Here is a 24212-nt window from a genome sequence, read left to right on the forward strand (position 1 = left end):
GCGTCCTGCCGTAAAGTCTGAGTTGCCCGGCCTCAAATGCTTGGGCCATGGTGACCGGGGCGGGCTTCGCCCTGCCGGCGCGGGTCGGCACGGTCCATTTCCTTGGCAATGGTTGGTGATGCCCTTTCGCAGCTTCGACAGTCGCACCGACCGCAGGGGATCCTTGCGCCTCCTGCGCCTCCTTCTGGCGGTGTCGGTCGCCCTGCCGTTGGTACTGTTCGCCGGCATCGGCTGGCGCGAGCGGTGGGAGGCCCAGGAGGAAGCCGAAAGGAACAGCCGCAAGAACGCACTGATCCTGCACGAGCATGTGCTGAAGGTGTTCGACACCATGGCCCAGGTGCTGGACCGGGTGGACGAGCGCATTCATGGCCGCAGCTGGCGCGAGATCGCCGAGTCGGAGTCGCTGCACCACTATCTACGGACGCTGGAAGGCGAACTTGACCAGATCGGCGCCATCGGGCTGACCGATCCGGACGGGATCGTGCGCAATTCCAGCCTCGTCTTCCCCTCGCGCAAGACCTATGTCGGCAACCGGGCGGATTTCCGGGAACAGCGGGAGCAGGATTCCGGGCTGCTCATCGCCGGCCCGGTCGCCGATCCCGCCACCGGCAAGCCCAGCTTCGGCATCAGCCGGCGCCGCAGCGGTCCCGGCGGACCGGACGGCAGCTTCGACGGGATGATCGCCGCCATCGTAAATCCCGATTACTTCGCCAGCTTCTACCGGCAGGTCATCGGCGACGAAGGGGAGTCCATTTCGCTGATCCGCGAGGACGGTGCGATCCTGATGCGCTACCCCACCCTGGACCCGTCACGACCAACGGCGGCGTTGCCCACCCTGCCCGCCGACCGCGGCCTGCGCGCCGAGATCGGCAGACAGCCGGAGGAGGGGATCTTCCGCACCGGGCGCAGCCATGTGCAGGGACTGTCGCGCGTGTTCGCCTACAAACGGGTCGGCGATTTCCCGGTCTATGTCGTCTATGGGCTGGACCAGACGCAGATCGCCCGCTCCTGGTGGCGGAACATGGCACTGGACGCCGCCTTCGTCGCCCCGGCGACGCTGGCGCTGGCGCTGATCGCCTGGCTGGCCTACAGCCGCGCCGCCTCCGAAAGTGCCGCGGTCCGGCGCTGGGCGGACGAGGTGCGCAACCGCGAGCGGCTGGAGGAGGCACTGCGCCAGAGCCAGAAGATGGAGGCGCTGGGCCAGTTGACCGGCGGCGTGGCGCACGACTTCAACAACCTGCTGACCGCCGCGCTCGCCAACCTTCATCTGATGTCCCGCCATCTGCCGGCCGAGAGCCAGCGCTTCCTGGCCGGGGCGCGGACCGCGCTGGACCGGGCGGAGAAGCTGACCCGGCAACTGCTGTCCTTCTCCCGCCAGGACGCCGTCAACCCGACGGTGGTCGATCTGGGCGACAGCCTGCGTCGGATGGCCGACCTGCTGGAGCGGTCGGTCCGCGCCGACATCCCGCTGGAGTGGGACATCGCGCCAACGCCGATGCCGGTCGCCGTCGATCCGGTGCAGTTGGAAATGGCGGTCCTGAACCTCGTGCTGAACGCCCGCGACGCCATGCCCGGGGGCGGCCGCATCCGCATCGCCGCATCCCCCGGGCCGGAGCCGCGCACCGCCCGCATCGCGGTTTCCGACACCGGAGCCGGCATGCCGCCGGAGGTGATGGCCCGCGCCTTCGATCCCTTCTTCACCACCAAGGGCATCGGCAAGGGGACGGGGCTCGGGCTGTCGATGGTCTACGGCTTCGCCCGCCAGTCGGGCGGCGTCGCCGCCATCGACAGCCGGCCGGGCGAGGGCACCTGCGTCCGCATCGACCTGCCGCTGACCGACCTGCGGCCGGCCGAACCGCCCCCGGCCCCGGCAGCCGTGGAGGCGGACGTCCGCCCGCTGCGCATCCTGGTGGTGGAGGACAATCCGCTGGTGCTGATGGCCACGGTCGAGGGGCTGACCCAGGAGGGCTTCACGGTGGAGACCGCGGAAGACGGGGTGTCGGCCCTGACCCTGCTGGAGACCGACCGGAATTTCGATCTGGTGGTGTCGGACGTGGTCATGCCGGGCGGCGTCTCCGGCATCGACCTTGCCCGTCAAATCCGCGAGCGCTGGCCGCAGCTGCGCGTGCTGCTGGCGTCCGGCTACAGCCCGGAGTCGCTGGCCACCATGGGCGCCGACACCGCGTCCGTCCTGGCGAAGCCCTTCAGCCCAGACCAGTTGGCGGCCCGCATCCGATCGCTGGTGCAGGCGGATGCCGGATCGGCGCGGCCCGACGGAGTCAGGTAAGGGCGCTGAGGAACATCGGCGTCCACATCGCCATGCACCAGACGAGACCAAGGCACAGGCCGCGGGTCAGGTCGTCGAAGGTCGGCTGCTCCAGACGGTTCAGCCTCCACATCGCGTTCAACTCACCCGGCGTCGGCGCCCGGCCGGAAGAATCGGCATCGGAACCGGCGGCACGGCCGTCGGTCGGTTCACGGCTTGCGGCTGCGCGCCGTTCAGGGTCGCGTGACAGCATGGCTGGGCCTCGCATCGATAGCGGAATGCCCAACAAGTTTGTGGCTACTGCCGCCGCCGGCCACCCTTTCTTCCGTCAGCCATCAAATTTTGTCGACATACGAAAAAAGGCCGCCATCCGCTGGACGGATGGGGCCTTTTCGCAAAGCTACCGGCCTGGTCGGCCGGAAGCGGTCACTTGCCGGGGCGGATCACCGGGGTGAGCTGATCGCCCCAGTTGCCGGCCTCGTTGTGGTAGCGGGCGGTGCGCATCAGCTCCACCGTCACGCCGGCCTCGACCGCCTTGACGACGGCGTCGTTCAGGCGATGCAGGTTGTTGGCGACGATGCGGATGGCGCTTTCCTGCTCCGGAGTCAGCTCCGAGCGGTCGTCCGGCGGCGCGTCCTTGAATCCCGACATGCGTTGTTCCTTCCCCTGGATTGGGACCGCCCCGGCGGGACCGGCTGCGGTCCAGAACTTGGTCATGATCTTGCCCGGCTTCGGATGCCGGTTTCCATCATGTACCACATTGTGTGCGCCGCGACAAAGTTCCCGACGCGCCAAGCGCTTGCGACCATTGGCCTCTTGCAACCGGCGAACGGCTTCGCATCGCCGTTTCCCCTGCGTTCCGCCGTGGAGCGGCGCCATCGGCTTTTTCTTTCCGGACAAAGAAATAAAGCTTCAGAGTCATGACGAAATTTTGGATTAACTCCACAGTTGACGTTTCTCGATTTCAGTGCCCAAATTTCGACACAAACTCAATTTCCCCACACGGAGCTCATCTTGAAGAACGTCGCCGCCAAGGCCCTGCTGGTTGCGTCCTCGCTGTTCCTGCTGAATGGTGCGGCGTTCGCCGGACAGCAGGATTTCACCATCGTTAACAAGACCGGCTATCCGCTGAAGCACATCTATGTCTCGGAGAACAACAACAACAGCTGGGACGAGGACATCCTCGGCCGCGATGTTCTGGAGGACGGCGAATATTTCGAGGTCGCCTTCGACAAGGCCGAGAAGACCTGCAAGTGGGACATGAAGGTCGTCTATGACGACGGCGAGTCGGCGGTGTGGCAGGGCCTGAACCTCTGCCAGATCACCAAGCTGACGCTGAAGTGGAACAAGAGCACGGGCGTCACCTCCGCCAAGACCGAGTAAGCGCGTCAGCGGAAATTGTCGGTGCTGCGGTTCATCAGGTGGATGAAGACGTCTTCCAGCGTCGGCTCCGTCGCGGTGATCCGCAGCGCCGGCTGTCCAGTCCCCGGCTCTCCAGTCCCCGACTCTCCAGTCCAGGGAGCGAGCGCCCGGTCAAGCGCCGCGGGGTCCATGCCGCTGACATGCAGGCGGCTGCCGAAGACCGCGACCATCTCCACCCCCGGCTGTCCTTCCAGCGCCGCGGCGATGCGGTGCAGACCGTTGCCGGCGACCAGACGGGTGTGCAGGCCCGAATCGGCGACGACCTGATCGACCGTCCCGTGGGTCATCAGCGTCCCATAGGCGATGTAGGCGATGCGGTGGCAGCGTTCCGCCTCGTCCATGTAGTGGGTGCTGACCAGCACCGTCAGCCCTTCCCCGGCCAGCCGGTGGATCTCGTCCCAGAATTCCCGCCGCGCCTTGGGATCGACGCCCGCCGTCGGCTCGTCCAGCAGCAGAAGCTTCGGTTCGTGCAGGATGCAGGCGGCCAGCGCCAGACGCTGCTTCCAGCCGCCCGACAATTCCCCCGCCAGCTGCGTGCGGCGGTTGGACAGCCCCAGCCGGTCCAGCGCCTCATCCACCCGGCGGCGGCGGTCGGGCAGACCATACATGCGGGCGACGAAATCCAGATTCTCGGCGATGCTCAGATCCTCCCAGAAGCTGAACTTCTGGGTCATGTAGCCGACCTGCCGCTTGATCGCCGCGCTCTGCCGCCGGATGTCGAGGCCCAGGCAGGTGCCCTCTCCCGCATCGGGGGTCAGCAGACCGCACAGCAGCCGGATCGTCGTGGTCTTGCCCGACCCGTTCGGGCCGAGGAAGCCGTAGATCTCCCCGGTCTCCACCCGGATCGACACATCGTCGACCACGGTCTTGCTGCCGAAGCGCTTGACCAGCCCGCGCACGTCGATGGCGGGAGTGCCGGCGGCGGGAGTGCCTACCTCCGTCATTGCCCCGCCCCCGCCGGCCAGACATCGACCGGCAGGCCGGGGTTCAGCGGCCGGTCCGGCACCGCCTCCACCCGGAAGACCAGTTTCTCGCGGCTGCCGACGCTGTAGATCACCGGCGGCGTGTATTCCGCCTGGGAGGCGACCCGCGTCACCCGCGCCGAAAGGCCGGGCGGGCATCCGTCGCAGCGCACCGACAGGGTTCCCCCCGGCGCCACCCCCGTCATGGCGGTTTCCGGTACGAACAGCACCAGCTTCACCCGCTCCGGCGGCAGCAGCGACACCACCGGCGAGCCGGCCGGCACCCATTCGCCGGGATTGTAGAGCGTATCCTCCACCAGGGCCCCCGCCGGGGCGACGGGCGCCAGATCGGCCAGCCGGCGCTCCGCCTGGGCCAATGCCGCCTCCGCCTGGGTCACCGCCTCGTCGGCCGCCCGCAACTGGTCCGGACGGGCGGGCAGCGCCGCGACCGCCAACTGCGCCTCCGCCTCCGCCATTTGGCCGCGGTCGCGGTCATAGGCGGCAAGGGCCTGATCGAGCTTGTCGGGAGAGGAGACCTTGCGGGCGACCAATTCCCTCTGGCGGGCCAGTTCGGCGGTGGAATAGCGCAGAGCCGCTTCCGCCCGCGCCTTCTGTGCGGCCAGAACCGCCACCTCCTGCGGCCGTTTGCCGGTGGCGAGGTCGGCGCGTTGCGCCCGCGCCTGGGCCAGCGCCGCGGCCAGCCGATCGCGCTCCGCCGTCGCGGTGGCGCGGTCGATGGCGAACAGCGGCGCCCCGGTCGCCACCTGGGTGCCGCGGGTGACCGACAGCCTTTCCAGCATGCCGGCGCTAGGGGCGGCGATGCGCAGATACTCTCCCTCCACATAGCCATGGGCGAGCGGCGGCGGCCCGCCGGCCGCGACGGGCAGACCGACCGCCAGCGCGAGAGCTGTCAGCCCGTCCAAGATGGTCCCGAGAAAGCCGCTCATGGCGCGCCCTCCCCTGAATCCTGCAGCAGCACCCGGCGCAAATTGTCGATGTGGATTTCCACCAGCGCCGTCACCTCCAGCGGCGGCTCGCCATCGACACCGTCGAAGGAGGTCCGCCACACCGCGCTCATCAGCAGCGGCGCCACGATCAGGCGCACCGTGGGATCGACGGCCACGGGGCGGAACTCGCCATTCTCGACTCCCCGCCGAAGCAGGGCAGCCAGCAAGCCGAAGCCGCGGCGGATCACCTCGCGGTGGTAGAAGGCGGCAAGCTCCGGGAAATTGCCGGCCTCGGCGATCACCAGCCGTGGGATGACGGCCATGCGGGTTGTCGCGATCAGCCGCGCCACCATGCGCAGCAGCCGCTCCAGCACCGGAAAGCAGGGTCCCCCGGCCGCGGCGACCAACGCTTCGGCCTGCTGCAGGTTGGGCAGGATGGCGGCACGGATCACCGCCTTGAACAGCTCGTCCTTGCTGGGAAAGTAGAGATAGAGCGTGCCCTTGCTGACGCCGGCGCGGGCCGCCACCTCCTCCAGCCTCGCGGCGGCGAAACCGCGTTCGGCGAAGACATCCATCGCGGCGGCAACGATCTCCTGCGGGCGGGCCTCCTTGCGGCGGCGCCAGCGCGGCGGGTCGCCGGGCGGCACAGGGTCGGGATCGGAGTGTGGACCGGGCTGGCGGGAGGGCATGGCTCGCCCCTTTTTATAACTGACCAGTCAGTTATTAACATGATTCGGCCCTTCCACCAATGGCCAAGGTCATTGTGCGACGCAGCAGAATCTATGCAAAAGGTCTTGCCTTTCGGCGAGCAGTCACGGACACTTTCCACCGGCTGGCCGCGTACGAACAGAGTCGCGGCCATCCCCGGCCCGGACGGCGGGCTCCAAAACAGGGCATGAACGGCGTGGCCGGACCAACGGTCGCCGCGGTTTTCGGGAGGTACGGTTCAAGGCGCAGACGCCGGGACCCGATGCATTGCGATGCCTGGACCCATCCGTCCGGCCCATGCCCGGGCCCCCTGCCGAGCAAGGGGATCGATCATGCCGAGTGCTGCCCAGTCCGCGTCATCCTCCAGCCTGGAGCTGCTGACGATCTACGAGGTCAGCAAGATCCTCGGGTCGTCGCTCGATCTGGAACAGACCCTGCGCGAGGTGCTGCGCGCGCTGTCCTATCAGCTGCAGATGCATCGCGGCCGGGTCTATCTCCAGGGCGAGGACGGGGCTCTGCGGCTCGTCGCCGCACAAGGACTGCCGAAGGACTCGCCGGCGCAGGAGATCGACTATAACCAGGGCGAAGGCATCAGCGGCCGCATCCTGAAGACCGGCATGCCGGCCGTCGTTCCCAACCTGGCGGAAGAGCCGCTGTTCAACAACCGCTCCGGCGGACGCGACGATCTGGACGAACAGGTGGCCTCGCTGGTCGGCGTGCCGATCAAGGCCGCCGGCACCGTCATCGGCGTGCTGACCATCGACCGCATCTCCGACGACGGCCCCAGCGGCCATTTCGGCTCCGACGTCCGATTCCTGACCATGGTCGCCAACCTGATCGGCCAGACCGTGCGCCTGCACCGGACGGTGGCGGAGGAGCGGCGCTTCATGATGCGCGAGACCTTCCGCGTCCAGAAGGAGCTGCGGCCGGTGGTGGCCCCCGTCAACGACGTGGTCTGCACCAGCCCGAACATGGTCGACGTGCTGGCCCAGGTGCACCGGGTGGCGCCCTTCAAGTCGACCGTGCTGATCCGCGGCGAGAGCGGCACCGGCAAGGAGCTGATCGCGCGCGCCATCCACAACCTGTCGCCGCGCAAGGACGCCCCCTTCATCCGCGTCAACTGCGCCGCCCTGCCCGAATCGCTTCTGGAGTCGGAGCTGTTCGGCCACGAGAAGGGCTCCTTCACCGGCGCGCAGAAGGACCACAAGGGCCGGTTCGAACTGGCGTCGGGCGGCACGCTGTTCCTGGACGAGATCGGCGATATCTCCTCCAACTTCCAAGCCAAGCTGCTGCGCGTGCTGCAGGAGCAGGAGTTCGAGCGGGTCGGCGGGTCGAAGACGATCAAGACCGACGTGCGGCTGATCTGCGCCACCAACCTGAATCTGGAGGAGGCGGTCGGCCACGGCAAGTTCCGCGCCGATTTGTATTTCCGCATCAACGTGGTGACGATCCACCTGCCGCCGCTGCGCGAGCGGCGCGGCGACATCGCCACGCTGGCCAAGCACTTCGTCGCCAAGTTCGGCCGCGACAACGGCCTGAACCTGGACATCGCCGCGGAGGCACTGGAGGTGCTGAACCGCTGCACCTGGCCCGGCAACGTGCGCGAGCTGGAGAACTGCATCGAGCGCGCGGCGACCCAGTGCCGCAACGGCACCATCCGGGTGCCCGACCTGTCCTGCAGCATGAATCTCTGCAATTCGTCGGTGCTGTTCCAGTACCGCACCATGGGTGCCGCCGTGGGCGGGCTGGCCCCGTCGATGAGCGGGACCCCCACCAACCCGGCGGCCGGCAATCCGGGGGTGGGCAACCCGGCGCAGGGGAGGGCTCAGCCGGCCCCCATGAACGGATCCGCCATGCCGCCGGCCGTGCCGGCCCCCGCCAACGGCGCCCCGAACGGCGCCCCCAATGGTGCACAATGGCCCGCCTGCGCGTCCGGCTGCGGGGCTGGGCCGATGCCGGTCTGCGGCGCCTCCAAGCCGCTGCCGCCCTCGGCCATCGTTCCCCTGCCCGCCCCCCAGCCCGCGGTGTCCGCCCCGCCGATACCCTCCGCGCCGGCGCCGCAGCCGGCAGCCGCCGGCCCCGACCTGCCGTTGGACGAGCCCGAGTCGGGTCCGTTGCGCGACCGCCTGGTCTGGGCGATGGAACGGACGGGCTGGGTCCAGGCCAAGGCCGCCCGCCTGCTGGGCATGACGACGCGACAGGTGAGCTACGCGCTGCGCAAGTACAACATCGAGATCAAGAGATTCTAGGAATCGGGCGAAGCTCCCTCTCCGTCACACCTCGCCGCGATTTCGTGCTACCCTGACGGGCCCTCGGATCGATGGCGCGTTCCCCGTTCCAACGGATCTCCGTTTTGCCTTCGCTTGAAAAACCCCTTGCCCTGCTGTTCGTCGACATCGCCGACAGCACGATGCTGTACGAGCGAATCGGCAACGCCACCGCCGCGGCGCTGACGCAGCGGGTGCTGACCCATCTGCGCCGGCTGGTGGAAGAGCAGCGCGGCGGCGTCATCAAGAGCCTGGGCGACGGGCTGCTCGCCGCCTTCCCGGTATGCGACGACAGCGCCCGCGCCGCCTGCGCGATGATCGGCATCCAGGACCAGCACGGGATGCGCCTGCGCGTCGGCATCCATTTCGGTACGGTGATCGAAGGGGTGGGCGACCTGTACGGCGACGCCTGCAACGTGGCGGCAAGGGTGCAGCAGATCGCCCGGCCGGGCGAGATCCTGGCGACCCAGGCGCTGGTCGACGGCCTGTCGCCGGACCTGCGGGGCCGGACCAAGCCGCTGAGCAACGTGGCGATGAAGGGCAAGGCCGCGCCGATCCGCGTCCACCAGATCCGCACCGACGACGAGGCCGACGACGCCATCGAAAGCACCACGCTGGGCTTCTCCCTGGTGCCGGCGGCTAGCCGAAGCATGGTGACGCTGCACCTCTCCTACCGCGGGCAGGACATCACGATGAGCAGCGCCCTGCCCCGCGTCACCATCGGCCGGGAGGACAGCAGCGGCCTGCGCATCGCCTCGCGCCAGACCTCGCGCCAGCATGCGGTGATCGATTTCACCCGCGAAAGCTTCCTGCTGACCGACCATTCCACCAACGGCACCTACATCCGCAGCGGCGGGTCGCCACCGGTGGTGCTGCGCCGCGATTCGACCAAGCTGGTCGGCAGCGGCCTGATCGGCTTCGGGGCGGAGGCGCTGGACGAGAGCCAGGACCATGTCGTCGCCTTCCGCGGCGAACTGGCCTGACCGGTTTGTCGGCACCCCGACAAAGCCCCTTGCCGCACCCGCCATTGTCGCAATGACGACAGCGTCCGCGACGCCGACAAATCCCGGCAAGCCGTTGTAATTCCTGAATTCCCCGCTCTGGCCCCGAACTTGCTTTTCCTCCATTCGTCCAACGGTGTCGTCCGGCACGGCAGGGAAGGAGTGGATGATGAGCAACGTAATTTCGCTCGACAGCATCTTCGGGCTGGGGGAGCTGGCCCCGCCCGCGGCGATGCCGGCAGCGCCCGAGGCGGCGTCCGGCTGTTCGTCGTCGTCCTGCGGATCCTCCGACGGTCCGGCCGACATGGACCCGGCGGTGTGGGAGAAGGTGAAGAACCACCCCTGCTATTCGGAAGAGGCGCATCACTATTTCGCCCGCATGCATGTCGCGGTCGCCCCGGCCTGCAACATCCAGTGCAACTACTGCAACCGCAAATACGATTGCTCGAACGAGAGCCGCCCGGGCGTGGTCTCCGAAAAGCTGACCCCCGATCAGGCGATCAAGAAGATCCTCGCCGTCGCCCAGGAAATCCCGCAGCTGTCGGTGATCGGCATCGCCGGCCCCGGCGACAGTCTGGCGGCGAATGGCAGGAACACCTTCGCCACCTTCGAAATGCTGCAGAAGAAGGCGCCGGACCTGAAGCTGTGCCTGTCCACCAACGGTCTGGCCCTGCCCGACCATGTGGACACCATCGCGCAGTACAACATCGACCACGTCACCATCACCATCAACATGGTCGATCCGGAGGTCGGCGCGCAGATCTACCCGTGGATCTTCTACAAGCACAAGCGCTGGACCGGGCTGGACGCCGCCAAGATCCTGCACGAGCAGCAGATGCTGGGGCTGGAGATGCTGACCTCGCGCGGCATCCTGGTGAAGGTCAACTCCGTCATGATCCCGGGGGTCAACGACGATCACCTTCTGGAGGTGAACAAGGCGGTGAAGAGCCGCGGCGCTTTCCTGCACAACATCATGCCGCTGATCTCCGACCCCGCCCACGGCACCTATTTCGGCCTGAACGGCCAGCGTGGGCCGACCGCGCAGGAGCTGAAGGTGGTGCAGGACGCCTGCGAAGGCGGCGCCAAGCTGATGCGCCATTGCCGCCAGTGCCGCGCCGACGCCGTCGGCCTGCTGGGCGAGGACCGCGGCGAGGAGTTCACCGCCGAGAAGATCGAGGCGATGGGCGCCATCGACTATGACGACGAGGCCCGCCGCAGCTACCGCGAGCATGTCGAGGCCGAACGCGCCGGCCGCCACGCCTCCAAGGCCGCCGCCCAGGCCGATGTGCGGGACAGCGTCGGCACCGCCGTCGACCCGATCCTGATCGCCGTCGCCACCAAGGGCGGCGAGCGCATCAACGAGCATTTCGGCCACGCCAAGGAATTCCAGATCTACGAGGTCGGCCCGAACGGCGCCAAGTTCGTCGGCCACCGCCGCGTCGACCAGTATTGCGAGGGCGGCTCCGGCGACGTCGACACGCTGGACGGCGTGCTGGCGGCCATCAACGACTGCACCGCGGTGTTCGTCGCCAAGATCGGCGGCTGCCCGTCCAAATCGCTGGCCGATGCCGGGATCGAGCCGGTCGACCGCTTCGCCTTCGATTACATCGAGGAATCGGCGCTGGCCTACTTCAAGGACTACGCCGAGCGGCTCGGCCAGGGCGCCGTCCAGTCCCGCGCCGGCCAGGACGCGGTGATCCGCACCGGGGCGCTGACCGCGCGCCGCGCCTGACACCCCCTTTCCCCCTTCCACAGCCATCCCATCACCGAAGGAGAGAGCCATGGCCTACAAGATCAAGTCCGCCGAATGCACCGTCTGCGGCGCCTGCGAGGCCGAGTGCCCGAACGTCGCGATCAGCCTGAAGAAGGGCACCTACGTCATCGATCCGGCGAAGTGCACCGAATGCCAGGGCCAGTTCGACAGCCCGCAATGCGCCGCCGTCTGCCCGGCCGACTGCTGCGTCCCGGCGTGATGTGAAATCCCCTCCCTCCTGGTGGGGAGGGGAAACCCCAGGAGCACCGCGCCATGCTGGACGAGGTGGATGAGGACTGGCTCGCCCGCCGCTACTACGGCGGGGATCTTCCGCCCGAAGCGGAACGCTGCCTGCATCTGGCTGCCGCCAGCTATGCCGACAGCGGGGCGGCGCTCGCTCATCTCGCCCGCGCGGCGGAAGTCGCCCCCGGGCATCGCCTGGTCGATCTCGGCCATTACAAGTTCCACTTCTACAAGGCCAACCTCGCCCAGGCGCTGGTCTATGGCGAGCGCATGATCGGGCACGCCATGGCCGCGCTCGGCGTCAACCACACGGACTGGCGCAGCATCACCCCGGCCACCGCCGATTTCCGCGGGCTGGAGCCGGCGCCCCGCCTGTTCCTGTTCGCCCTGGTCGCCATCGGCTACCTGCTGCTGCGCACCGGCCAGCTCAATGCCGGACGGGAGGCGCTGACCAAGGTCTGCGACCTCGACCCCGACGACCGCTTCGGCGCCGCCCGCCTGATCGCCGTCGCCGACCAGCATGAACTTGAGGAGGCCGACGCATGAGCGACGACATCCTCGACTCCCTGGATTGGCGCGGCGAACCGGTGGACTGCACCGCCTGCACCCACCGCGACCGCCGGCTCGACCCGGACACCACTGTCCTTCCTGCGGGCGGCAAGCTGTCCGGCCACTGCCTGCCGCTGAAGGCCTGCGTGCAGGACCGCTACGCCAAGCGCATCCAGCGCTTCTTCGAATGGAACCCGGACCTCGCCGCCGGCCATCTCGACCATCCCTATTTCGAGGTTCGGGCCAACGCCGCGCGTTTCGCCCCGATCTTCCAGCTTCCCCGCCTGATGAACGACCCGGACGAGACGGTGCGTTCCGTCCTGGCCCGCCGGCTGCCGCGCCGGCTGCTGCTGAAGCTGCGCGAAGACCCCGACCGCGAGGTGCGGATCGCCGTCGCAAGCCGGCTGGAGGATGCCGACCTCGCCCCGCTGATGCGCGACCCCGACTGTTCGGTGCGGCTGCGCGTGGTGCGGCGGATTCCCGACGGCATGCTGCCGGCGATGATGCATGACGAGGATCCGGAGGTGCGGGTGGAGGTCGCCCGCCGCCTGTCCATGGACTGGCTGCCCAGCCTCGCCTGGGACGACAGCCCGCGGGTGCGGCTGGTGGTGGCGCAGCGGCTGCCGGCGTCGAAGCTGCATGTGCTGCTGCCGGATGCCGACTGGATGGTTCGCCTCGCCGTCGCCGGGCGGATCGACGCCGGACAGCTGGGGCCCCTGCTCGACGACCCGGAGGAGGAGGTGCGCGCCATCGCCCGCCAGCGCGCCGCCGGCCTCGCCATCGCCAACGACCTTCCGCCGTTGTAGCGGCCCCTCAACCGACGGAGCGCAGCCCGATGACAGAGACAGCCGCCCCATACCGCCGCCAACGCGCCCGCAGCGCCGAAGACGCCAACGAGCTGGTCGGCCCGCCGGTGCTGGAGCAGGGCTTCAAGGTCAAGGCTCTGCGCGACGTGCGCAACGACGGCACCTATCCCGGCCGGCCGGTCGGCGACTTCCTGATCCGCGAGGGCGACGTCGGCTACGTCATCTCCATCGGGACCTACCTGCAGATGTATTACATCTACGCCATTGATTTTTATGAGAAACGGGTCGTCGTCGGCATGCGCGCGCGCGAGCTGGAGGTGATCGACGCCCATTGCAACGACCCCCAGTAACTCGGTCCAAGACCCTGGTCCCCACCCGATAAGGAGCCTCGCGATGTCCGACGTCGAAGCCGCCGCCAAGCCCGGTTTCATCCCGCCGCGCGAACCGCTGTACGACTGGGGCCTGCGGGTCACGGTGCAGGAGGACCTGTTCAACGACGGCAGCCATCCGCAGGTGCCGGACGGCGCGCTGCTGGCGCCCAAGGGCACGCCCGGCGTGATCGTCCGCGTCGGCCGCACCGAGGAAGGCAGCCTGCCGGTCTATCTGGTGGAATTCCCCGGCGGCACCGTCGTCGGCTGCCTGGAGGAGGAGATCGTCCCGGCCGACGGGTCGCGGCGCGGCGTGCCCGGCGTGATGTGAGGGGGGCGATGTGATGACCATCTATCTCGACAACAACGCCACCACCGCCCTGGCCCCCGAGGTGCGCGACGCCATGATGCCGCACCTGTTCGGGGAGTTCGCCAACCCGTCCAGCCCCCATTCCGCCGGCATGGCCGCCCGCCGCGCGGTCAGCGAGGCCAAGGCGCAGATCGCCGCCTTGATCGGCGCCAAGCCCGCCGACCTCGTTATGACCGGCAGCGCCACCGAGGCGACGCACGCCGCCATCCTCGGCGCGCTCCGCGTCATCGAGGAGACCGACCACCGCCGCGACCACATCGTCACCACCGCGGTGGAGCATCCGGCGACGCTGGCATTGTTCGACGACCTGCGCCAGCGCGGCTGGCGCGTCAGCATCCTGCCGGTGAATCGCGACGGCCTGCCATCGCTGGTCGATCTCGCCGCCGTGGTGACGGAGGCGACGGCGCTGGTCTCCATGATGTGGGCCAACAACGAGACCGGCGTGCTGATGCCGGTCGAAGGAGCGTCGGCCATCGCCCATGCCCATGGCGCGCTGTTCCACAGCGATGCGGTGCAGGCGGCCGGCCGAGTGCCGGTCGATTGCGGCATCGCCGACTACCTGACCTTGTCCGCCCACAAGATGCACGGGCCGAAGGGCGTCGGCGCACTCTATGTCCGCAAGGGCGCGCCCTTCCACGCGATGATCCATGGCCATCAGGAACGCCGCCGACGCGGCGGGACGGAGAATGTGCCGGGCATCGTCGGCTTCGGCGGCGCCGCCTCGCTGGCGTCCCTCTGGCTTGACGAGGCCGACCTGATCGCCTTCCTGCGCGACCGGCTGGAACAGGGCATCCTCGCCCGCTGGCCCGGTGCGGCGGTGAACGGCGCCGGTGCCGCCCGGCTGCCCAACACCAGCAACATCCGCTTCGCCGACGGCCGCGGCCATCCGGTGGATGCGGAGGAGTTGCTGATGCGGCTCGACCGCGCCGGCATCGCCGTGTCGATGGGCGCCGCCTGCTCGTCCGGCGGCAACGAGCCGAGCCATGTGCTGACCGCCATGGGGCTGAGCGGCGCCCAGGCCGCCGCCAGCCTGCGCTTCTCGCTCAGCCGCTACACCACCGCGGCGGAGGTGGACGCCGTCCTGTCGGAATTGCCGGCGCTGCATGCCCGGCTGATCGCCGCCTGAGACAAAAACGAAATCAGAACAATAGGATGGAGTGTCCGCGATGAAGGTGATGATCCGCAAGGCGTCCGAGCAATACACGATCTACGTCGCCAAGAAGGACCTGGAGGAACCCATCGTCGAGATGGAGAAGCCGGACCTGTGGGGCGGCTGGATCAAGGTCGCCAACGGCTGGACGCTCGATCTGCCGGAAATGCCGGCGGACACCCGCCTGCCGATCACCGTCGAAGCCAAGAAACGCGGAACGGAGTGACGCCCATGGCCCTGTCGCCTGAGCGCATCGACAGCATCGCCACGCTGGCCGGCCGGTTGTTTGCCGGGGGCGGCAAGCTCGACGCCGTGGTCCGCGGCGTGCGCGAGGCCAATCCCGACCTGAAGACCGTCACCGGCGCCATGGCCGCGGTGATGGCCGAGGATCCCTTCCGGGAAGAGGCGGGCTTCGACCTGCATCTGGTCGACGGCAACAACCACTGCTGGCTCATCACCAACAAGCCGGAGCTTGCCACCGGCGTCGTGATCGCCCAACGGGACGAGGACGAGTGAATGAGCGATGCCGCCGCAGCATTGGATCACACCGCCCCCGATGACGACGGGGTTGACGACTACATCCCGCTGACCGACCCCGACATTTCGGGGGCGGAGGTCGAGATGCTCGGCCGCCTGCTGTCGTCCGGGGCCTTGGGCGACGGGCGGATGGTGCGGGCGTTCGAGGATGCCTTTGCCGCCTATGTCGGTCGCGACCATGCGGTGGCGGTGTCCAGCGGCACCATGGCGACGCTGCTGATGCTGAAGGGCTATGGCATCGGCGAGGGCGACGAGGTGCTGTGCAGCCCCTTCGGCTGGCATCAGGTCCAGCATGCGGTGGCGCTGTCCGGCGCCACGCCGGTGCTGGTCGACATCGATTATTGGCAGCACACCATCAACCCGGAGAAGGCGGCGGCGCTGGTGTCGCCACGGACCAGGGCGATCCTGGCCGCCAACGTCAACGGCCACCCCGCCCATTGGGACGAGCTGCGCGCGCTGGCCGACGCCAAGGGCCTGATCCTGCTAGAGGATTCGACCGAGGCCATCGGCTCCACCTACAAGGGGCAGATGGTCGGCACCTTCGGCGACGCGGCGGTCTTCGACTTTTCCGAACCCGGCATCCTGCTGGCCGGTCAGGGCGGCATGATCGTCACCGACGACCGCGACCTCGCCCACCGGCTGCGCTACATGCGCCGGCGCGAGACGGAGCATCGCAACACGGTCGTCATCACCCGCACCCTGCCCTGGCAGGCGGGGATGAGCGACCTGAACGCGGCGCTCGCCCTGGTCCAGTTGAAACGGCTGCCGGAGATCCTGACCCGCCGCAATCTGGTGATCGCCTATTACGACGCGGCGATGGCGAGTTTCGAGGGGATCAAGCCGCCCTATCGCGGGCCGGGGGCGGAGGTGGTCAACCCGATGGTCTATTGCGTCCATCTCGGCACCCGCTTCACCGCATCGGGGCGCCGGTCGATCATCGAGGATCTGGACACCCACGACATCGACGCCAGCGACTACGGCCAGCCGCTGCACACCCAGCAATATTACATCGAGGCGCTGGGCGAGGCCCTGGGCGAACAGCGGGCCGGACGGGGCGCCTGCCCGGTCTGCACCAAGACGGCCGACCGAGTTCTGGCCCTGCCGCTGCACCGCAAGATCACCCGCGATCAGGTCGCCTTCATCGTGGAGACGCTGAAGGACGCCAGCGTCAACACCGGCGCCGGCGCCGCGATCTATCTGTGAAGACCAAGAGGGAAGAGGCACCCATGACCGTCACCACGCTTGCAACCGATTCCGACTCCGTCACGGTTCCGGACGCCGCGGCGGCGCTGGCCGACATCGCCGCCGCGCTGGCGGCAAGGCAGGTGGTGCCCTACCTCGGCCCCGGTGCCTTCGCCCTGCTGCCGCCCGACCAATGCCCGATCCCGCGCAATTCGGCGGAGCTGGTGCAGCGCCTGAACGTTAAGGTCGCCGCCCCCGGCCGCATCCGCTCCAACCTGACGGCGGTCGCCCAGTTCATCGAGACGCGCAAGCACCGCAAGACGCTGGAGACCATCCTCAACGAGATCTTCCGCCAGACCATGCCGGCGACCCCGGTCCATGCCCTGCTGGCGGCGATCCCGGCGCCGCCGCTGCTGGTCGACGTCTGGTACGACAGCGTGCTGGACAGCCTGCTGAGCGCCGCCGCCGACCGGACCTGGGGCCAGATCCAGGGGGTGTCGCACCCGCAATCGACCGGCGAGTGGGTGCGCTACTACGCCCCCGACGGCGCCGAGACGACGGCGGAGGCGGCGGCCGCCTGGGACACCGTGCTGTACAAGCCGTCGGGCGCGGCGACGCCGGCCGGCAACTACCTGATTTCCGACAGCGACTATGTCGAGATCCTGACGGAGATCGACATCCAGACCCCGATCCCCGCCATCGTGAAGGAGCGCCGCGCCGGCCGGCATTTCCTGTTCCTCGGCTGCCGCTTCGACCACGAGATCCAACGCACCTTCGCCCGGCAGATCGCCAAGCGCTCCTCCGACAGCCATTGGGCGGTGATCCCCGGCGAGCTGTCGAAGAACGAGGCACGCTTCCTGGCGCTGCACGGGATCAAGCGCATCGACATGCCGCTGGAAGAGGCGGTGGAGGGGCTGCGGGCAAAGATCTGAGTTTTGGGGAGGTGTTGGCTGACGATGCCCCCTCCCTAACCCTCCCCCGCTTTGCGGGAGAGGGGACTGCCGCCGCTCCTTTGCAAAACTTCCGCAAGCGTCCTGCCCCCTCTCCCGCGGAACGCGGGGGAGGGATGGGGAGGGGGCATTCGTCAGCCAACACGCCAACTCCCTACCCCCAAAGAAGCCGCATCGCAGCGCAACACACGCACCCTCCGTCCGTTACTCTGCGAAACGGATGGAGCGTGCCGGAATGGTGACGAACAGCGGCCCTGCCTTGGCCGCGGCATTTGCGACCCTGCTGCTGACCGCATCGGGGACAAGCGCGCAGGAAACCACACCTCCCCCCGGCGATGAGCCGGCGACCTCCGGCCCGGCCATCGGCTTCTGGATCGACAACGACCTGTTCGGCGGCGGGACCGACCGCTATTACACCAACGGGTTCCAGTTCTATTACTTCTCCGGTGCGCGGCCGACCTACGGCAGCATCGACCTGCTGGCCAACCTCGTGCCCTGGATCGAGCCGGGCGGGGTGCGGCGCTATGGCTTCGCCTTCGGTCAGAACATCTACACGCCCAGCAACCTGAGCGCCCGCAACCCGGACCCCAGGGACCGGCCCTATGCCGGCTGGCTCTATGGCCGGCTGTCGGTGCTGAACGAGGCGCCGACGGCGGTGGATCGCATCGACCTCGACCTCGGCATGGTCGGCCCGGCCTCGCTGGCGGAGCAGACGCAGAAGACGGTCCACAAGATCGTCGGCGGCGCCACCTACCCGGAGGGCTGGAATTATCAACTGCGTGACGAGCCGGGCGTGGTGCTGAGCTACGAGCATGTCTGGCGCGACGAGAAGCCGAACAGCCTCGGCCCGGTGGAGTGGGACCTCAGCCCCCACGTCGCCGGCAGCCTGGGCAATGTGCTGACCTTCGCCGCGGTCGGGGCCACCGTCCGGCTGGGCGGCAACATGCCGCCGCCGGTGGGCGCGCTGGTGACGCGCCCGACCTCCAGCATCCCCTACCAGGACGATCCCTATTCAGGACGGCCGGGACGCTTTTCCTGGTATGTCTACGCCAGTGCCGAAGGGCGGGCGGTGGCGCGCAACATCTTCCTGGACGGCAACACGTTCCGCGAAAGCCGGTCGGTCGCCAAGCATCCCTTCGTCGGCAGCATGCAGGCCGGCCTGACCCTGCGTTACGGCCGCTACGGCCTGACCTATGCCCAGACCCTCCAGACGCCGGAATTCCGCGGCCAGAAATCGCTGACCAACTACGGCTCCCTGCGTCTGTCGGTCCAGTTCTGAGCGGCCGGCCTCATCCATCCGAATGTCCCGCCCGCCAACATTCGCCCCTTTCATGGGCGGCCGGTTCGGGCTATGTCAGGAGGCATGAACCAGTTCGCACGCCTGGCGATCGAGGCCGGCCCGCTCGCCGCCTTCTTCGTTGCCAATTCTCAGGCCGGCATCATGACCGGCACCGCGGTCTTCATGGTCGCCATCACCATCGCGGTGGCGGTGTCCTGGCGCCTGGAACGCCGCATCCCGATCATGCCGGTGGTCGGCGCCGGATTCGTGCTGCTGTTCGGCGGTCTTACCCTGTGGCTGCAGGACGACCTGTTCATCAAGATCAAGCCGACCCTGGTCAATCTGCTGTTCGCCATCGTCCTGTTCGTCGCCCATGCGATGCGGCGCAACGTGATGAAACGCCTGCTGGGCACGGTGCTGAACCTGTCGGACGAGGGCTGGCGCACGCTTGGCATCCGCTGGGCCTGGTTCTTCCTGCTGCTGGCGGTGCTGAACGAGGTGGTGTGGCGCAACTTCACCACCGACATGTGGGTCAACTTCAAGGTATTCGGCATCATGCCGCTGACCTTGCTGTTCAGCGCCTTCCAGGCGCCGCTGATCATGCGCCACCAACTGCCGGAGGAACCGGCGGAAAGCGGCCCGGCGGCCTGAGGGGCGTCCTTTATCACGGCATTCCCGACGGCCGCCTCTTGTGCGGCGCGGAAGGGGCACTCACATTGGTGGCGACCGCGACGACGTCCGCTCCGACCGAATTTCAGAGGTAATGATCGATGGGCAGCTTCAGCATCTGGCACTGGTTGATCGTTCTGGTCATCGTGCTTCTCCTGTTCGGCGCCGGCAAGCTGCCCAACGTGATGGGCGACATCGCCAAGGGCGTGAAGGCCTTCAAGTCCGGCCTGAAGGACGAGGACGAGGCCAATCCGCCCGCGGCGACCACCGCCCAGGCTCCGCCCGCCGCGATCAACCCGGCCCCCGCCCAGCCGACCCAGTCCGCGGCCGCTCAGCCTGCCCACACCCAGCCGGCCCAGACTCAGCCCGCCGACCCGAACAGGCCGCATCAGGGCTGACGTCCCTTCTTTCGTGCCGCCCATCCGCCGGGCGCGACCGCATGGCGGTTTGATGGAGCGGCAAAATACGATAAAGAGAAGGGGCTTTCCGCAGCCGGGCCGTGTCACCGCGGCCCCGGCAAACGGAAGGCCCTTTTTTGTGCATTCAGCCGGCCCGCATGACGGGCAAGCGCAGGTCGACCGTGACGCTCCAGCCACCGCCCCGGCGGGCTCCCACCCTGACGACACCGACTTCCAAGGACGAGATGAAGGCCAACGGCAAACCTTCCGAGACTCCGCCGCCGGAGAACGAGGACATCGCCAAGCTGCTTCGCGCCTTGAACGAGGATCTGCGGGCCGACCCGCAGGACGAGGACGTGGAGTATGAGGAGGAGGAGCCCGCGGGCCGCAGCCTGCCGCTGGGCAAGATCGCGCTGGCCCTGCTGGCGGCCGGCGGCATTGCCGTCGGCGTCGTCTATTTCGGCTCGGGCGATCCTGCACCGGTGACGACCGCCACCAACAGCTCGGCGCCGATGGTGCCGGCCCCGGCCATCACCCGCGCGCCCGCCAATCCGGCCCCCGCCCCAGCGGCCACGGCGCCCGAGAGCCTGCCGGCTCCTGTTCAAACGGCTCCCGTTCAAACGGCACCGGTTCAGTCACCGCCGGTCCAGTCCATGCCGTCCGCCGCGCCGCCGCCGCCGGTCGCCGCCCTGCCCGCCAGCCCGCCGCCGGTCCTGAAGGTGCCGGAGCCCCCGACCGTGCCGGCCACTGCCCCCGCCACCTCGCCGAAACCGCGGGCCGCCGCCCCGTCGGAGACCGCGCCCGCCGCACCGGCCGCACAGAAGCCGGAGCCGCCGAAACCAGAAGCGGCCAAACCGGAACAGCCGGCCGCGACGCCGAACGATACCGGTTCGCTGCAGGCGATGCTGGCGCCGCCCAAGGATGCCGCGAAGCGTCCGCCCGCCGCGGCGGCCGGCAATGGCGAGTCGAAGCCGAACGCCAAGGCCGCCGCCCCGTCTGCCGCCCCATCGGCAGCCCCGTCCGCCACGCCGCCGGCCGGGCGCTACACCGTGCAGGTCGGCACCTTCTCGGTGACGGCCAACGCCGATTCGCTGGCGCAGCGGCTGCAGGGCGGCGGTTTCCAGGCCTATACGGTGGACTGGACCGACAGTTCCAACCGGTCCTGGCGCGCCGTGCGCGTCGGCGGCTTCCCCGATCCGGCCGCGGCCAAGCGCGAGGCGGAGCAGTTGAAATCGAAGATGGGGCTCAACCCGGTCGTCGTGACCACGCGCTGATCCCGGTCCGGACCGGAGGCGATTCGCAGCCGGTTCTTGCCCCTGCGACACTGTGTCATCCAAACGAAAGCCCGGCGGCGACATTTGGTCGCGGCCGGGCTTTTTCTTGGGCTTGGCACCCCCGTTCTTTGGTCGGGGGAGCCGGGAGTGCCGCTTGATCCCTGCTTCTCTTTGCTCGTACCATGGACATTCCAGGGCACGAATGCATTGCCCCGGCCACAAAATGGGAAGCCGGCAAAAGACCGGCGTACCGGAGGACGCCCCGCCATGAAGCCGACCATCCTGGTTGTCGACGACGAGCCCAGCATCGTCCTGTCGCTCCAGGTTCTCATGCAGCGCGCCGGGTTCGACGTGCGCATCGCCCGCGACGGGGACGAGGCGCTGCGCTCGGTGGAGAATTTCACCCCCGACCTGATCCTGCTCGACGCGATGATGCCGAAGCGCGACGGCTTCGACGTCTGCCAGACCCTGCGGACCAATCCGGCCTGGAAATCGCTGCCCATCATCATGCTGACGGCGCGCAGCCGCGACGTCGAACGGCAGAAGGGTCTGGCGCTGGGCGCCACCGACTACATTACCAAACCCTTCTCCACCCGCGACCTGCTGACCACCGTCCGCCGCCATCTGGGCCTGACGGCGGCTGGCGGCGGGGAGCCGGCGCCATGACCGCCCCGGCGCCCACGGCCGCTTCCTCAGCCGCCCCCTCCGCCGCTCCCCTGCCCCGCCGCATGATCCCGCTGGCCTTCCGCGCCGCCGGCTTCGGTCTGGTGGCGCTGGCGGTCGGGCTGGCGGCGGCGGTGCGCGGGTCGGACGCCTCGGATCCGCTGCTGACCTATGCCGTGGTGATGACGGCGGCCTGCGCCGCGGCGGTTTGGGGGCTCTGGCTGGCGGTCGACCGTTACCTGCTGCGCGCCGCCGAGACCCTGAGCCGCGAGGCCGGGCTGATCGCCCATGGCAATGCGGAGGGGGCCGTCGGCGGCCGGGTGCCGCTCGCCCGGTACGGAGACCTGCTGCCCATCGCCCGCGCGGTGAACGAACTGTCGGACAAGCTGGCCCAGGTCCGCCGCGACATCGCCCGCACCGTCGCCGACCACACCGCCAAGGCGGAGGCGCAGAAGACCCAGCTCGCCGCCGTGCTGCGCGACCTGCACGAAGGCGTTCTGGTCTGCAACACCAAACACCAGATCCTGCTCTACAACCAAACCGCCCTCGACATCCTTCACCTGACCGGCGATCTCGGGCTCGGCCGCTCGCTTCTGCATTTCGTGGTGGCGGAGCCGGTGACCCACACGCTGGAACGGCTGAGCCTGCGCGTCCGCGAAGGCCGGCACGTCAACCACGAGCACGGCACCACCGCCCAGTTCGTCGGCGCCACCACCGACGGCCGCATCCTGTTGGAAGGGCGGATGAGCGCCATCCTGCAGGACGCCGATCCTGCGTCGGACGAGCCGTCAACCATCATCGGTCCTGCCATCACCGGCTATGTGCTGACCCTGTCCGACGCCACCAGCGAACTGGCCGCGCTCGGCCAGCGAGACGCCCTGCTGCGCGAGGCGACGGAGGGGTTCCGCGCGCCGATCGCCAACCTGCGCGCGGCGGTGGAGACGCTGTACGACGCGCCGGACCTCGGCCCCGGCGACCGCGCCGCCTTCGAAAGCGCGATGCTGGAATCCTGCGACAGCCTGTCGCAAAGGCTGGAGCGGGTGACAACCGCCTACCGCAACGTCGTCACCGGCAGCTGGCCGATGAGCGACATCCATTCCAACAACCTGATCAATCTCGTGGCCCATCGGGTCGGGACGGAGACCGCCACCACGGTGACGCTGACCGGCCTGCCGCAATGGGTGCATTGCGACAGCCACAGCCTCGTCCTGCTGTTCGCCTATCTGATCGGGCGGGTACAGGCGCTGACCGGCGCCACCGCCTTCGACCTGGAGGCCGCCGGGCCGCAGGACGGCGACCGCTGGGTCTATCTCGACCTCGTCTGGCAAGGGCCGGCGGTGCCCAGCGCCATGCTGGACGGCTGGCTGGACCAGACGCTGCCCGACGGCCTGGGCGGCCTCAGCGCCGGCGACGTGCTGCAGCACCACCGCAGCACCGCCTGGAGCGAGCCGCTGCCGGACGACCTGCCCGGCGGCGCCGGCCGCGCCCGGCTGCGCGTGCCGCTGCCGCCGGCGCAGTCGCCGCGCACCGCCCAGCCGCGCCCACGGGCCGGCGCCCGTCCGGAGTTCTTCGATTTCGGGCTGCTGCACCAGCCGCTGGCGACCAGCGAGCTTGGCCGGACGCCGCTGGACCGGCTGCATTACGTGGTGTTCGACACCGAGACCACCGGCCTGTCGCCCAGCACCGGTGACGAGATCATCCAGATCGCCGCAGTCCGCGTCGTCGGCGGGCGCATCCTCACCGGCGAGACCTTCAACACGCTGGTCGATCCCCGGCGGCCGATCCCGCCGGAGTCGGTCCCCTTCCACGGCATCACCGACGGCATGGTTGCGGGCAAGCCGACCATCGACGCCGTGCTGCCGCAGTTCCGCAGCTTCGTCTCCGGCGCGGTGATGGTGGCGCACAACGCCGCCTTCGACCTGAAATTCCTGAAGATGAAGGAACGGGCGGCGGGGGTGGCCTTCGACTGCCCGGTGCTTGACACCATGCTGCTGTCCCGCATGCTGCTGGGCAATGACGGCGACCACACGCTGGACGGCATCGCCGAGCGGTTGGGCATCGAGGTGGTCGACCGCCACACCGCGCTTGGCGACAGTCTGGTCACCGCCGCGGTCTTCCTGCGGATGGTCGAGATGCTGCGCGAGCGCGATGTTCGGACGCTGGACGACGCCATCCGCGGCGCCAACATCCTGGTCGAACTCGCCGCCCGGGAACGTGCCTTTTGAACGCGCCCGACCGCAATCCTGGCCGAAGCCCCGGCCGCCATCGCGACCGGATGATCGGCCTGTTCCTGCTGGCGGCGGCGCTGTTCAACCCGCCGCTGCTCGGCCTGTTCGGGGTGGAGGGGAGAGTCCTGGGGGTGCCGGCGCTCTATGTCTGGGTGTTTGGCCTGTGGGCGGCGGTGATCGCGCTGGCCGCGCTGGCCGGCCGGACGCGATAGGGGCGCGG

27 protein-coding genes are annotated in these 24212 nt (G+C 68.8%); 22 read left to right on the forward strand and 5 right to left on the reverse strand.

Going from position 1 to position 24212, the window contains the following annotated elements:
• The first annotated feature begins 163 nt into the window (after positions 1-163).
• A complete protein-coding gene (locus B9N97_RS22995; RefSeq protein ID WP_244560851.1) occupies positions 164-2287 on the forward strand; it encodes an ATP-binding protein in 2124 nt (707 codons plus the stop codon).
• Here B9N97_RS22995 and B9N97_RS35155 read toward each other — a convergent pair.
• A complete protein-coding gene (locus tag B9N97_RS35155; RefSeq protein WP_143266821.1) occupies positions 2280-2519 on the reverse strand; it encodes a hypothetical protein in 240 nt (79 codons plus the stop codon). The two genes, B9N97_RS22995 and B9N97_RS35155, sit on opposite strands and share 8 nt — an antisense overlap.
• Positions 2520-2692: 173 nt before the next feature.
• Positions 2693-2917 carry an SMc00767 family acetate metabolism repressor gene (locus tag B9N97_RS23000; RefSeq protein ID WP_085090721.1) on the reverse strand — a complete coding sequence of 75 codons (225 nt, stop codon included), beginning with the start codon at positions 2915-2917 and terminating at the stop codon, positions 2693-2695.
• A 363-nt stretch (positions 2918-3280) separates the two neighbouring features.
• On the opposite strand from B9N97_RS23000, the gene B9N97_RS23005 reads away from it, so the two are divergent.
• A complete protein-coding gene (locus B9N97_RS23005; RefSeq protein ID WP_085090022.1) occupies positions 3281-3649 on the forward strand; it encodes a hypothetical protein in 369 nt (122 codons plus the stop codon).
• Between the two features lie 5 nt (positions 3650-3654).
• Here B9N97_RS23005 and B9N97_RS23010 read toward each other — a convergent pair whose 3' ends face one another.
• Genes B9N97_RS23010 through B9N97_RS23020 form a run of 3 tightly spaced genes read right to left on the reverse strand, consistent with a single transcriptional unit; the run spans position 3655 to position 6286 of the window.
• Positions 3655-4632, reverse strand: a complete 978-nt coding sequence (locus tag B9N97_RS23010; RefSeq protein ID WP_085090023.1) for an ABC transporter ATP-binding protein — start codon at positions 4630-4632, stop codon at positions 3655-3657.
• A complete protein-coding gene (locus B9N97_RS36815; protein ID WP_085090024.1) occupies positions 4629-5597 on the reverse strand; it encodes an HlyD family secretion protein in 969 nt (322 codons plus the stop codon). Before B9N97_RS36815 ends, B9N97_RS23010 begins: the two co-directional genes overlap by 4 nt.
• Complete coding sequence (locus tag B9N97_RS23020; RefSeq protein ID WP_085090025.1) at positions 5594-6286, reverse strand: TetR/AcrR family transcriptional regulator; 693 nt, start codon at positions 6284-6286, stop codon at positions 5594-5596. The genes B9N97_RS36815 and B9N97_RS23020 overlap by 4 nt, the downstream gene beginning before the upstream one ends.
• Positions 6287-6637: 351 nt before the next feature.
• Here B9N97_RS23020 and nifA point away from each other — a divergent pair, with 351 nt between their 5' ends.
• From nifA to B9N97_RS23120, 20 genes are all read left to right on the forward strand, one after another.
• Complete coding sequence (gene nifA / locus B9N97_RS23025; RefSeq protein WP_085090026.1) at positions 6638-8554, forward strand: nif-specific transcriptional activator NifA; 1917 nt, start codon at positions 6638-6640, stop codon at positions 8552-8554.
• A 104-nt stretch (positions 8555-8658) separates the two neighbouring features.
• The gene (locus B9N97_RS23030) at positions 8659-9555 is read left to right on the forward strand and encodes an adenylate/guanylate cyclase domain-containing protein (RefSeq protein WP_244560852.1); all 897 of its coding nucleotides are present in this window, start codon (positions 8659-8661) and stop codon (positions 9553-9555) included.
• 184 nt (positions 9556-9739) lie between these two features.
• Positions 9740-11305 carry a nitrogenase cofactor biosynthesis protein NifB gene (gene nifB / locus B9N97_RS23035; protein ID WP_208621241.1) on the forward strand — a complete coding sequence of 522 codons (1566 nt, stop codon included), beginning with the start codon at positions 9740-9742 and terminating at the stop codon, positions 11303-11305.
• Positions 11306-11354: 49 nt separating this feature from the next.
• Complete coding sequence (locus B9N97_RS23040; RefSeq protein ID WP_085090027.1) at positions 11355-11546, forward strand: 4Fe-4S dicluster domain-containing protein; 192 nt, start codon at positions 11355-11357, stop codon at positions 11544-11546.
• 53 nt (positions 11547-11599) lie between these two features.
• Entirely contained in the window at positions 11600-12115 is a 516-nt protein-coding gene (locus tag B9N97_RS23045; RefSeq protein ID WP_085090028.1) for a hypothetical protein, read from the forward strand.
• A complete protein-coding gene (locus B9N97_RS23050) occupies positions 12112-12924 on the forward strand; it encodes a 4Fe4S-binding leucine-rich repeat protein (protein WP_085090029.1) in 813 nt (270 codons plus the stop codon). The genes B9N97_RS23045 and B9N97_RS23050 overlap by 4 nt, the downstream gene beginning before the upstream one ends.
• A gap of 29 nt (positions 12925-12953) precedes the next feature.
• Positions 12954-13274, forward strand: a complete 321-nt coding sequence (locus tag B9N97_RS23055) for a nitrogen fixation protein NifZ (protein WP_085090030.1) — start codon at positions 12954-12956, stop codon at positions 13272-13274.
• 43 nt (positions 13275-13317) lie between these two features.
• Entirely contained in the window at positions 13318-13623 is a 306-nt protein-coding gene (locus B9N97_RS23060) for a nitrogen fixation protein NifZ (RefSeq protein WP_063635114.1), read from the forward strand.
• 13 nt (positions 13624-13636) lie between these two features.
• Positions 13637-14788: a cysteine desulfurase family protein gene (locus tag B9N97_RS23065; RefSeq protein WP_085090031.1), complete on the forward strand. Its 1152-nt coding sequence runs from the start codon at positions 13637-13639 to the stop codon at positions 14786-14788.
• Positions 14789-14828: 40 nt separating this feature from the next.
• The gene (nifT, locus tag B9N97_RS23070) at positions 14829-15038 is read left to right on the forward strand and encodes a putative nitrogen fixation protein NifT (RefSeq protein WP_085090032.1); all 210 of its coding nucleotides are present in this window, start codon (positions 14829-14831) and stop codon (positions 15036-15038) included.
• 5 nt (positions 15039-15043) lie between these two features.
• A complete protein-coding gene (locus tag B9N97_RS23075) occupies positions 15044-15328 on the forward strand; it encodes a hypothetical protein (RefSeq protein WP_085090033.1) in 285 nt (94 codons plus the stop codon).
• On the forward strand, positions 15329-16552 hold the full coding sequence (locus B9N97_RS23080) for a DegT/DnrJ/EryC1/StrS family aminotransferase (RefSeq protein WP_208621242.1): 1224 nt from the start codon (positions 15329-15331) through the stop codon (positions 16550-16552).
• Between the two features lie 23 nt (positions 16553-16575).
• Complete coding sequence (locus B9N97_RS23085) at positions 16576-17463, forward strand: SIR2 family protein (RefSeq protein WP_085090034.1); 888 nt, start codon at positions 16576-16578, stop codon at positions 17461-17463.
• Between the two features lie 253 nt (positions 17464-17716).
• Positions 17717-18760, forward strand: a complete 1044-nt coding sequence (locus B9N97_RS23090; protein WP_085090035.1) for a lipid A deacylase LpxR family protein — start codon at positions 17717-17719, stop codon at positions 18758-18760.
• An 84-nt stretch (positions 18761-18844) separates the two neighbouring features.
• A complete protein-coding gene (locus B9N97_RS23095) occupies positions 18845-19411 on the forward strand; it encodes a septation protein A (RefSeq protein WP_085090036.1) in 567 nt (188 codons plus the stop codon).
• Between the two features lie 119 nt (positions 19412-19530).
• Positions 19531-19827 carry a twin-arginine translocase TatA/TatE family subunit gene (locus tag B9N97_RS23100; RefSeq protein WP_085090037.1) on the forward strand — a complete coding sequence of 99 codons (297 nt, stop codon included), beginning with the start codon at positions 19531-19533 and terminating at the stop codon, positions 19825-19827.
• Positions 19828-20009: 182 nt separating this feature from the next.
• Positions 20010-21101 carry an SPOR domain-containing protein gene (locus tag B9N97_RS23105; protein WP_244560853.1) on the forward strand — a complete coding sequence of 364 codons (1092 nt, stop codon included), beginning with the start codon at positions 20010-20012 and terminating at the stop codon, positions 21099-21101.
• Between the two features lie 267 nt (positions 21102-21368).
• Positions 21369-21767, forward strand: a complete 399-nt coding sequence (locus B9N97_RS23110; protein ID WP_085090039.1) for a response regulator transcription factor — start codon at positions 21369-21371, stop codon at positions 21765-21767.
• Complete coding sequence (locus tag B9N97_RS23115; RefSeq protein ID WP_085090040.1) at positions 21764-23989, forward strand: 3'-5' exonuclease; 2226 nt, start codon at positions 21764-21766, stop codon at positions 23987-23989. Before B9N97_RS23110 ends, B9N97_RS23115 begins: the two co-directional genes overlap by 4 nt.
• Positions 23986-24204, forward strand: a complete 219-nt coding sequence (locus B9N97_RS23120; protein WP_085090041.1) for a hypothetical protein — start codon at positions 23986-23988, stop codon at positions 24202-24204. Before B9N97_RS23115 ends, B9N97_RS23120 begins: the two co-directional genes overlap by 4 nt.
• Positions 24205-24212 lie beyond the last annotated feature (8 nt).

The sequence above is a fragment of the Azospirillum oryzae genome, from assembly GCF_900177515.1.
In the GTDB taxonomy this organism is placed as follows: Bacteria; Pseudomonadota; Alphaproteobacteria; order Azospirillales; family Azospirillaceae; genus Azospirillum; species Azospirillum oryzae_A.